This window comes from Sphingopyxis indica, from assembly GCF_900188185.1.
GTDB lineage: Bacteria > Pseudomonadota > Alphaproteobacteria > Sphingomonadales > Sphingomonadaceae > Sphingopyxis > Sphingopyxis indica.
Map to the genome: position 1 here is coordinate 243,647 of NZ_FZPA01000001.1, position 11,263 is coordinate 254,909.

An 11,263-nucleotide genomic window follows, 5' to 3' on the forward strand; every position below is an offset into this window, starting at 1 on the left:
CGTCGGCGTTCGCGATGATGGGCGTGGCGCAGACCGCCATCGCGCAGGACGTCGTCGACGATCCGGCCGCCGGAGACGCGATCGTCGTCACCGGCATCCGCGCGAGCCTCGCGGCCTCCGCCGACATCAAGCGCAACGCGCAGGGCGTCGTCGACGCGATCTCGGCCGAGGACATCGGCAAATTCCCCGACACCAACCTGGCCGAGTCGTTGCAGCGCATCACCGGCGTGTCGATCGACCGGTCGAACGGCGAAGGGTCGGTCGTGACCGTTCGCGGCTTCGGTCCGGAGTTCAATCTCGTGACCTTGAACGGCCGCCAGATGCCGACCGCGCTGATCGGCGACGGCGGCAGCGCGCCCTCGTCGCGTTCGTTCGATTTCGCCAATCTTGCGGCCGAAGGCATTTCGGCGGTCGAGGTGTACAAGACCGGCCGGGCGACGATGGAATCGGGCGGCATCGGCTCGATCATCAACATCCGCACCCCGCGGCCGCTCGACGAGCCGGGCCTGCGCGGCAGCCTTTCGGTGAAGGGCGTGCTCGATTCGTCGCGTAACTACAGCGATCCGATCACTCCCGAAGTGTCGGGGATCATCAGCGATACCTTTGCCAACGACACGATCGGCATCCTCGTCACCGCCTCCTATCAGCGGCGCAAGGCGAGCGTGAATCAGGCGAATGTCGGCTGGCGCGACGGCTATCTGGGCAGCGAAAACAACTGGGGGTCGCTGGCGCAGCCGGGTGACCCGCGCGCCGACAACATCACCAACCGCCCCGGTCCCGACGACGTCTATCAGGTGCCGCAGAACGCATCCTATGACCTCAACGACATCGACCGCGAGCGGATCAACGGGCAGGCGGTATTGCAATTCCGCCCGACCGACGCGCTGACCGCGACGATCGACTATACCTATTCGCGCAACACGGTCGAAACGCGCAACAGCAATGTCGGCATCTGGTTCAACCATGAAGATACGTCGAGCGCCTGGACCGACGGCCCGATTGCCGGACCGATATTCTATTCCGAACATTTCGGGGCGCCCGCCGGCACGCCGAGCCCCGACGTGCTCTACGGCGGCAAGGATCTGTCCTACAGCGGCGCACTGACCAAGAATCGCGCGGAGAATAATTCGCTCGGCTTCAATCTCGAATGGCAGGCACCGGGCGGCGTCACCATCGAACTCGACGCCCATCATTCGACGGCGCAGGTCAATCCGGTCAACCGTTTCGGGTCGAGCATGTCGCTCGGCAACGCGGTCTTCGGCGTCGAAAGCCAGGCGATCAATTTCGAGAACGACCTGCCGATCCTCTCTTACGAGATGTATCCGGGGATCGACGCGCTCGATCCGTCGTTCATCACGCCGACCGGCAACGCCTTCCGCAACGCCTATTTCCGCAACGAGATCAATCAGGTGCAACTGCGTGGCCATTACGACCACGACGACGGTTTCCTCGATAGCATTGATTTCGGCGTATCCTTCGTCGACAGCAAGGTGCGCTCGGCATTCGGCACGATCCAGAACGACGATACCTGGGGCGGTGCCGGTCCGGCCTCGGACATCCCCGACGACATCTTCTCGCTCGTGACGCTCCCTGACAAATTCCCGGGTCTTGCCCAGCCGGGAATGATCGACAGCTTTTATACCTTCGACTTCGAACGGCTCGCCGATCTGGTTGAGGAAAATTACCAGGCGTGCAGCGATCCCGCGACCGGCATGGCCGAGCCGGGAACCTGCCTCGCGGTCTTCAACACCGATCGGCGCATTCGCGAAAAGACGATCGCGCCCTATCTTCAGGTCGCAACCGAATTCGACGCGTTCGACAATCCCGCGCATCTTGTGGCGGGCGTCCGCTACGAACGAACCGACATCGCCTCGTCAGCGCTGGTGCCGGTTCCGACCACCACGACCTGGGTCGGCGACAATGAGTTCAACGTCGTCTTCTCGGGCGACAGCGACTTTACGCGGTTCAAGGGAACCTATGACAATTGGTTGCCGGCAATCGACTTCGACATCTCGCCGATGGAAAATGTCAAGTTGCGGGCGTCATACAGCCACACGATTACGCGACCCGACTATGCCAGCATGCAGGGTGGCCGCACGATCGACACGCTGTTCCGCGTCGGCGGTGGCACGGGCGCGCAGGGCAATCCGGGGCTCGTTCCGTACAAGTCGAAGAATATCGACCTTTCGGCCGAATGGTATTACGGGCGCGACAGCTATATTTCGGCCGGTTTCTTCCACAAGGATGTGAGCAACTTCATATCCTCGACTCGTGTCGACAGCTATGCGTTCGGTCTCACCACGCCGGTCAATGGTCCGCGCTGGCAGGCGGCGCAGGCGGCACTCGGTCAGGATGCGACCGTCGGGGAAATCCGGCAATATATCATCACCAACTTCCCCGATACCGTCACTGGCACCACGATCAATGCCGCGCCGGGCGATCCGCTGCTCAATTTCGAGATCACGCAGCCGATCAACAGCGATCAGACCGCGGCGATCGACGGATGGGAGTTCGCGCTCCAGCACAGTTTCTGGGACACCGGTTTCGGCGTGATCCTGAACTATACGATCGTCAACGGCGACGCGACCTACGACAATACGCAGCCGTCGACGGTGGCGCAGTTCGCGCTCACCGGGCTCAGCGACAGCGCCAATGCGGTCGCCTTTTACGACAAGGGGCCGATCCAGGCGCGCGTCGCGTGGAACTGGCGCGACAAATTCCTGGCGGGGACGGGCCCCAACCCCTTCTATGTCGAGGAATATTGGCAGATCGACGCCAATGCGAGCTATGAGTTCATTCCGGGGCTGACAGGCTTCGTCGAGGTCATCAACCTGACCGGCGAAGGCCGGCGCGGGCACCTGCGGCACAAGAATAACGTCACCTTCGCATCGCCGGGCTTTGCTCGCTATTCGGCCGGGGTGCGGTTCAACTTCTGACGGGCCGGCGGCATCCTCCGCCGCCTCCCTGGCGCGAGAGCCGCACCGCTTGCCCGGTGCGGCTCTTTTGCGTGACGGCGTGCGGCGGCTCGCCTAGGATATTGGTATGGACCAGATGATCGGGAGCGTGGTGATCCTCGGCGGCGGCACCGCCGGCTGGCTGTCCGCGTGCCGGGTTGCCGCCGCGCGGCCCGACCTCGACGTGACACTGATCGAGGCGCCCGATATTCCGACCATTGGCGTCGGCGAGGGGACCTGGCCGACGATGCGCGCGACGCTCGCGGCGATCGGCATCGACGAGGCCGAATTCCTGACCGCGTGCGACGGGTCTTTCAAGCAGGGATCGCGCTTTGACGGCTGGGTCGATGGCGGCGCGGACGACAGCTATCTGCACCCCTTCACGCCGCCCCCCGCGATGCCCGCCGGCGATCTGATCGCCGCATGGCGCGACGCGGGCGACGGCGCGGATTTCGCGCATGCGATGACCCCGCAGGCAGCGGTGTGCGCGCGCAACCTCGCACCGCGGCAGCGGACGATGCCGGCCTATCAGGGCGCGCTCAACTATGCCTATCATCTCGACGCGGGGAAATTCGCGGCGCTCCTGCGGCGTCACGCGGTGCAGCGCCTCGGCGTGCGGCATATCGCCGATCAGGTGATCGAGGTTTGCGCGGGCGAAGCGGGCGACGTTGCGGCGCTGGTGACGCGCGATCTGGGCGCTGTCGCAGGCGATTTCTTCATCGACTGCAGCGGTCATGCCGCGATGCTGATCGGCGGGCATTGCGGCGTCGGATGGATCGACCGCAGCGACGTGCTGATCAACGATCGCGCCCTTGCGGCACAGGTGCCGACCGCGCCCGTCGCGCCGATCGCGTCGCAGACGGTTGCGACCGCGCACCGCGCGGGCTGGGTCTGGGACATCGCCCTGCCGAGCCGCCGCGGTATCGGCTGCGTCTATGCCAGCCGCTTCATGGGCGACGATGCCGCCGAAGCCGAACTGCGCGCCTATATCGCCCGCAATGTGCCCGGTGCGCCCGAGGTGCCGGTGCGGCGCCTGGCCTTTCCGACCGGCCACCGCGCGCGTTTCTGGCGGGGCAATTGCGTCGCGATCGGCCTGTCGGCGGGTTTCATCGAACCGCTCGAAGCCTCGGCGATCGTGATGATCGAACTCTCGCTCGACGCCCTGATCGACAATTTCCCCGCGCGGCGCGCGGTGCTGCCGGTGCTCGCCGAGCGCTTCGATGCGCTGTTCCGCTATCGCTGGGACCGCATCGTCGAATTTCTGAAGCTCCATTATCTGCTCAGCCGCCGCGACGAACCCTATTGGCGCACACAGCGCGACCCCGCGCATGTGCCCGAGCGGCTGGCGGGCCTGTTGGCGCTGTGGCGCGATCAGGCGCCGTCGCGCTGGGACTTCCCGCAGATCGACGAGATTTTCTCGGCCGAGAGCCACCAATATATTCTCTATGGCATGGGTTATCCGGTCCCTGGTCGGTTGGTGGCCAGCGATCGGGCCCGCGCGGCGATCGCCGAAAATATGCGCCGCGCCCGCGCGCTGGCTGCGGCACTCCCCGCCAATCGCGATTATCTCGATGCGCTGCTTGCCGATCGGGGCGCGGCAAATGTGCAAATGGAAGGATTTTGATGACCCGGCACGCGCCCCTCGACAAGAATAGTCACCGCGACCTGCGCGTGCGCACCGATGTCGGTGCCGACCTCGGCGATGCGGTGATGGCGACGCTGACCGTGCCGAACGAATTTCGCAACATTCAGGGGCATTTCCCGATCCTGTTCCGCCGCGAGGCCGGACAGTCCGATTTCATTGCCGTTGCGCTGTTCGGTTTCGAGAATGGAGAGAATCTGTTTCTCGAGGGCGATCGCTGGGACGCGCGCTATCGCCCGCTGTCGCTCGCGATTCAGCCCTTCCTCGTCGGCCGCCCCGCGAGCGGCGACGGTCCGGGGCAGGTCCATATCGACCTTGGCCATGCGCGGATCGGCGGCGATGGCGAGGGCGTGCGGCTGTTCGACGAAAACGGGATGGCGACCCCCTATCTCGAGGCCGCGGCCGAAAGGCTCGGCGCGCTCGACGAAGGCTATCGCGCGAGCGCCGCCTTTTTCGCGGCCTTGCGCGACTACGACCTGCTCGAACCCTTCACGCTCGACATCGAGCTCGACGACGGATCGAAGAATTCGCTCGTCGGTTTTCATATCATCGACGAGGCGAAGCTGCGCGCGCTCGACGCGGCGGCGCTCGGCCGCCTGCATGGCGAGGGGCATTTGATGCCGATCTTCATGGCACTCGCGTCGCTGTCGCAGATTTCGGAGCTGGCGGCGCGCAAGAACCGCCGGATGCGCGATGGCTGAGCGCGACGCCGCCATCTATGATGGGCTCGCGCGCGTGCCGGAGGTCGCATGCGAAAAGGGGGCAGGGCTCGACGCGCTCCTGAAAGGCGCGCGCGAGCCCTTTGTCCTGCGCGGCCTGGTCGCCGACTGGCCGCTGGTCGCCGCCGGCAAGGAGTCCGCACGGGCGGCGCGGCGCTATCTGGTGGACCGTGCCCGCGACCGGCCCTTTTCGGTCTCGATCGGTCCGCCCGGTCACGACGGCCGGCTGTTCTATGACGCCGACATGGCGATGAATTTTCGCAGCGGCACCGGCAAGCTCGCCGATATTTTCGCCGGCATCGAAGCGGCCGAGGAGCAGGGCGAACAACGAACCGTCTATCTCGGTTCGATCGACATCCCGTCGCATTTCGACGGACTCGACGAAGCCAACAGCGTCGATCTCGGCGCGCGCGAACCATTCAGGAGCATCTGGATCGGCACGCGCACGCGAATTGCTGCGCACAACGACTTTCCGGACAATCTTGCCTGCTGTGCGGTCGGCCGCCGCCGCTTCACGCTTTTTCCGCCCGATCAGTATCGCAATCTCTATCTGGGGCCGATCGACAACACTCCGGCAGGGCGCACGGTGAGCATGGTCGATTTCGACGCGCCCGACCTCGCCGCCCATCCGCGCTTCGTCGAAGCGATGGCGCATGGGCAGGTCGCCGAACTCGAACCCGGCGACGCGATCTTCATCCCGTCGATGTGGTGGCACCATGTCGAGGGGCTCGAGCCGTTCAATATCCTCGTCAACTATTGGTGGCGCGACACGCCCGCCTGGCTCGGCCAGCCGCAGGCCGCGCTCAATCACGCGATCCTCGCGATCCGCGACCTGCCGGCGGCCGACAAGGCGATCTGGCGCGACCTGTTCGACCATTATGTTTTCGATGCCGGTAAGGATGTCACCGCGCATATTCCCGAAAAGGCACGCGGTATCCTCGCGCCGCTGACGGCCGAGACCGCGGGGCGCCTGCGCGCCTTCCTGCTGAGGATGTTGAGCAAATGAACGAAGAGAAGCATGTCCGGCGCATCGTGATCGCGGGCGGCGGCACCGCGGGCTGGATGGCGGCGGCGGCGATCGCGCGGACGCTGGGGCCGGCGGTCGACCTCACGCTCGTCGAATCCGAAGCGATCGGGACGATCGGGGTCGGCGAGAGCACGATCCCGCCGCTGGTCAACTACAACCGGCTGCTCGGGATCAACGAGGCCGATTTCATGCGCGCGACACAGGCGACCTTCAAGCTCGGCATATTGTTCGACGACTGGAAGGATGTCGGCACCCGCTATTTCCACAGCTTCGGGCTGACCGGCAAGGATCACTGGTCGGCCGGCTTCCAGCATTTCTGGATGCACGGGCGCGCCAAGGGGCACGAACAGCCCTATGACGATTATTGCCTCGAGCTGGTCGCGGCGCTCGACGGCAAGTTCGCGCATCTCCCCGACGACCGGATGAACTACGCCTATCAGCTCGATTCGGGGCTCTATGCCCGTTTCTTGCGCCGGATGGCGGAAAAGGACGGCACGAAGCGGATCGAGGGCAGGATCGGGCGCGTCGAACTCGACGCCGAAAGCGGCGACATCGCTGCGCTGGTCCTCGATGGCGACCGCCGGATCGAGGGCGACATCTTCCTCGACTGCACCGGCTTTCGCGCGCTGCTGATCGAAGGCGCGCTGCACGCGGGCTTCGACGACTGGACCCACTGGCTGCCGTGCGACAGCGCGATCGCGCTTCAGACGCCGAATGTGCGCCCGCCGGTGCCCTATACGCGCGCGATGGCGCACGACGCCGGCTGGCAGTGGCGCATCCCGCTCCAGCATCGCAGCGGCAACGGCCTCGTCTATTGCAGTCGCTACCTCGACCGCGATGCCGCGCTCGAACGCCTGCTCGGCAATATCGAGGGCGAGCCACTTACCGAGCCCAATTTTCTGCGCTTCACCAGCGGCGTGCGGCGTCGCCAATGGTATCGCAACTGCGTCGCGATCGGCCTGTCGGGCGGCTTCATGGAGCCGCTCGAATCGACGAGCATCCACCTGATCCAGCGCGCCGTGCTGCGTTTCGTGCGGATGCTGCCCGCCGGCCGCGTCAGCGCGCGCGACGTCGCCGAGTTCAACGATCAGCAGGGACAGGACATGGAGCAGATCCGCGACTTCCTGGTCCTGCACTATAAGGTCACGAACCGCCGCGACAGCGCCTTCTGGCGCCAATGCGCGGACATGCCGATCCCCGACAGCCTGACGCAGAAGATCGAGCTGTTCCGCGAAACCGGCCGCGTTTTCCGCCGCAACGAGGAATTGTTCGCCGAAAACAGCTGGGTGCAGGTGATGATGGGGCAGGGGATCGAGCCGCAAAGCTATCATCCGATCGCGACCAAGCTGCGCGACGACGAGCTTGAAAAGCTGCTCGCGACGATCCGCGGGCAGGTTTCCGACACGGTCGCAAAACTGCCCGAGCACCATGCCTATGTCGCGCGTTATTGCGGCGCGGAGGCGGCCGAAGCGGCATGATCGCGGCGCTTGGCCTGATGCTCGCCGCGACGGCGGCCACCCCGGCGCCTGCGGGCGATTGGCGGCTCGTCTGGTCGGACGAGTTCGACGGCCCGGCGATCGACCGCGCGAAATGGGACTTCGATGTCGATTGCTGGGGCGGCGGCAATAACGAACGCCAATGCTATACCGACGACCCGCGCAACGCAGCGGTCGAGGACGGCCGGCTGGTCATCACCGCGCGCAAGGAGCGCGCGACCGGTCCCGCCTGGCCGGTCGCGCAGCGCAGCGACCCCGAAAAGGCGAAAGCGACCGCGACGAAAGACTTTACCTCGGCGCGGCTCGTCACGCGCGGGAAGGCGGCGTGGACCTATGGCAAGGTCGAGGTGCGGGCAAAGCTGCCGCAGGGGCAGGGGACATGGCCCGCGATCTGGATGCTGCCCGATGACGCGCGTTATGGCGCCTGGGCCGCGTCGGGCGAGATCGACATATTGGAAGCGGTGAATCTGGGCGTCGCGTGCAACGACTGCACCGGCGGGATCGAGAACCGCATACTCGGCACGCTGCATTTCGGCGGGACGGCGCCGGACAATGTGCATAAGGGCGCCGAAACCGTATTGCCCGCGCCGCTCGACGGCTGGCACGTCTTCGGCATCGTCTGGCGCAAGGGTCGGTTCGACTGGACCATCGACGGCCGTGTCTATGCGACCCAGGTCGCGGGCGACTGGAACACGGCGGCAACCGACGATCCGGCGGCGCCGTTCGACCGTCCGTTCCACCTGATCCTCAACCTCGCGATCGGCGGCGGCCTGCCCGAGAGCCGGACGGCGGGCGGGGTCGACGAAAGCGGCTATCCGAAGCGGATGGAAATCGATTGGGTTCGCGTCTGGCAAAGCGATGCGAAGGACGCTAGCAGCGAGCGCGAAGCGGGGGGCGAAAAAGACTGATGGGGCGTCGACGGCAGTCGGTAACGATCAAGCATGTGGCGGCGGATGCAGGGGTTTCACTGCAGACGGTGAGCCGCGTCATCAACAACGAACCCAATGTCCGGCCCGAAATGCAGAAGCGGGTGCAGGCGTCGATCGACAAGCTCGGCTATGTGCCGTCGATCGCCGCGCAGCGGATGAGCGGGTCGCGATCCTATCTGATCCTGGCGATCAACGACCGCGAGCGCACGATTGCCGACTGGCGCGGGCGGCAGGGGATCGACTGGGTCGACCAGATGCTGCTCGGCGGGATGCTCAAATGCGCCGAACTCGGCTATCGCATGATCTTCGAACTCGTCGACACGCATAACGACCATGTCGAGCGCGAATTGCGCGCGACGATCGCCGCGCTTCAGCCCGACGGCGTCGTGCTGACCCCGCCGCACTCGGACAATCCGCTGATCGTCGGGCTGCTCGACAAGGCGAAGATCCCGTTCGCGCGCATCGGCTCGCTCGGCAACGGCGCGGGCATTCCGCTGACGATGGACGACGAAGGCTCGGCGCAGCTCGCGACCCGGCACCTGATCGACCTCGGCCACCGCCGCATCGGCTTCATCGCGGGCTCGCCCGAATATAATCTGAGCGGCTGGCGCGTCGATGGCTGGCGCGAGGAGATGGAGGCCGCGGGCCTCGCCGACGAAGCGCTGCTCGCGTGGGGCGATTTCAGCTATGCCTCGGGCGAGGCGGCGGCGCGGACCTTGCTCGACAGCGCCGACCCGCCGACCGCGATCATCGTCAGCAACGACCAGATGACGCTCGCGACGCTCGAGGTCGCGCGCGCGCGCGACCTCGAAATTCCCCGCGACCTTTCGATCATCAGCTTCGACAATACCCCGATCGTGCGTTTCACCCAGCCCCCGCTGACTGCGGTCGATCAGCCGATCGCCGAGACGGTGTCGCGCGCGGTCGAACTGATCATTGCGGCGCAGCGTGGCGAGGCACCGAGCAAAACGCCCACCGTCGTGCGCGGCAGTCTCGTCGAGCGCGGCTCGACCGCGCCGCCGCCCAAGGCGCGCCGATGACCGATCAGGAAACGCCGCGGCGCCAGTCGCTCGGCTTCCTGCTGCTCTATGCGCTCGCGGCCGCGGGCGGCGCGATGGCCTATGTGCCCTTCCTCACCATCTTGCTCCCCGCGCGGATGACCGCGCTCGCGGGCGAGGCCGATGTTCAATATCTCGGCTATGTCACCTTTTGCGGCGCTGTCGCCGCAAGCGCGGCGGGCATCCTCTTCGGCTGGCTCAGCGATATCACGCAGAACCGCCGCACCTGGATCGCCGTCGGGCTGACGCTGACGATCGCGCTTCTGCTCGCGGTCCCGCTTGCCGAGGATGTCGGGACGCTGATCGGCATCATCATCGCTTGGCAGTTCGCGCTCAACATGATGCTCGGGCCGCTTTCGGCGTGGGCGGGCGACTGCGTGCCCGATGCGCAAAAGGGATTGCTCGGCGGCCTTCTTGCCTTTTCGCCAACGCTCGGTGCCTGGTCGGGCGCGGTCGCGACGCACCCTGGGCTGGTGTCGGTCGACGGGCGGCTGGGGGTCGTCGCGCTGATGGTCGCAGGCGCCGTGCTGCCGGTGCTGCTGTTCGGCCGGCCGCGCCCCTTTCCCGAACTGACCGCGAAACCCGTGGTCCTTGCGGGGGAGGTGCGTGCGGCGCCCAAGGGGCCGGCGATCCGCATGTGGCTTGCGCGCCTGCTCGTCCAGATCGCCGAGGCGGCGCTGTTCGCTTATCTCTATTTCTGGTTCCGCTCGATCGACCCGACGATGGAGGATAATGAGAAAGCGCGGCTTTTCAGCATCGCGCTGACGCTCGCGGTGCCGATCGCGCTCGTCGCGGGGCGCTGGGCCGACCGCAACGACCGGCCGTTCCTGCCGCTGATCGTGGGAGCCAGCGTTTCGGCGCTGGGGCTGGTCGGCATGGCGCTCGCGGCCGACGCCGATGGCGCGAAGCTCGCCTATCTGTTGTTCGGGATCGCGACGACGGTCTTCCTCTCGCTCCATTCGGGCCAGACGCTGCGCATCCTGCCACGACCGGATCGCCGCGGGCGCGACCTCGGAATCTTCAACCTCACCAACACTATGCCATCGCTCATCATGCCGTGGCTGACGATCTCGCTTGTGCCCGGCTTCGGGTTCGAGATGCTGTTCCTGCTGCTCGCGGCGCTCGCGGTCGCGGCGGTCCTGCTGCTCGCCACCATGCCCCGCGCATTCCGGAACTAGGTCGTAAACTCATAAATGGCGCCATCGAGGTTTGAGGCAAAATGGCCCGGTGCGAGAAGAGAAGGCACAGGAATATGTCGATATTTCAAGACTTCTCGACGAAGCAATGGGCCATTTTGGTCAAATCCCTTCGGGACGCCCAAATGGCTTCCATCTCGGGGCGAAAGCCGCTTGGAAAGGCAACCAGCCTTCCCGGCGCGTCTTTCCCCCCGACCTGTTCGCCATTTGGGCGCCTCGATGGCGCCATTTATGAGTTTACG

The 11,263-nt window shown here is 65.7% G+C and carries 8 protein-coding genes; all 8 read left to right on the forward strand.

Going from position 1 to position 11,263, the window contains the following annotated elements; all coding sequences use genetic code 11:
• Positions 1-14: 14 nt before the first annotated feature.
• The 8 genes from CHB69_RS01005 to CHB69_RS01040 all read left to right on the forward strand — a co-directional run bounded on the left by CHB69_RS01005 (position 15) and on the right by CHB69_RS01040 (position 11,003).
• Positions 15-2,936: a TonB-dependent receptor gene (locus tag CHB69_RS01005; RefSeq protein ID WP_089214719.1), complete on the forward strand. Its 2,922-nt coding sequence runs from the start codon at positions 15-17 to the stop codon at positions 2,934-2,936.
• A 106-nt stretch (positions 2,937-3,042) separates the two neighbouring features.
• A complete protein-coding gene (locus CHB69_RS01010) occupies positions 3,043-4,578 on the forward strand; it encodes a tryptophan halogenase family protein (RefSeq protein WP_089214126.1) in 1,536 nt (511 codons plus the stop codon).
• Complete coding sequence (locus CHB69_RS01015; protein ID WP_089214127.1) at positions 4,578-5,297, forward strand: SapC family protein; 720 nt, start codon at positions 4,578-4,580, stop codon at positions 5,295-5,297. The genes CHB69_RS01010 and CHB69_RS01015 overlap by 1 nt, the downstream gene beginning before the upstream one ends.
• Positions 5,290-6,321, forward strand: coding sequence for a cupin-like domain-containing protein (locus CHB69_RS01020; RefSeq protein ID WP_089214128.1), 1,032 nt, complete (start codon positions 5,290-5,292; stop codon positions 6,319-6,321). The genes CHB69_RS01015 and CHB69_RS01020 overlap by 8 nt, the downstream gene beginning before the upstream one ends.
• Positions 6,318-7,820 carry a tryptophan halogenase family protein gene (locus CHB69_RS01025; RefSeq protein WP_089214129.1) on the forward strand — a complete coding sequence of 501 codons (1,503 nt, stop codon included), beginning with the start codon at positions 6,318-6,320 and terminating at the stop codon, positions 7,818-7,820. Before CHB69_RS01020 ends, CHB69_RS01025 begins: the two co-directional genes overlap by 4 nt.
• A complete protein-coding gene (locus CHB69_RS01030; RefSeq protein ID WP_089214130.1) occupies positions 7,817-8,746 on the forward strand; it encodes a glycoside hydrolase family 16 protein in 930 nt (309 codons plus the stop codon). The genes CHB69_RS01025 and CHB69_RS01030 overlap by 4 nt, the downstream gene beginning before the upstream one ends.
• Positions 8,746-9,807: a LacI family DNA-binding transcriptional regulator gene (locus tag CHB69_RS01035; RefSeq protein ID WP_089214131.1), complete on the forward strand. Its 1,062-nt coding sequence runs from the start codon at positions 8,746-8,748 to the stop codon at positions 9,805-9,807. The genes CHB69_RS01030 and CHB69_RS01035 overlap by 1 nt, the downstream gene beginning before the upstream one ends.
• A complete protein-coding gene (locus tag CHB69_RS01040; protein ID WP_089214132.1) occupies positions 9,804-11,003 on the forward strand; it encodes an MFS transporter in 1,200 nt (399 codons plus the stop codon). The genes CHB69_RS01035 and CHB69_RS01040 overlap by 4 nt, the downstream gene beginning before the upstream one ends.
• The last annotated feature ends 260 nt before the right edge of the window (positions 11,004-11,263 follow it).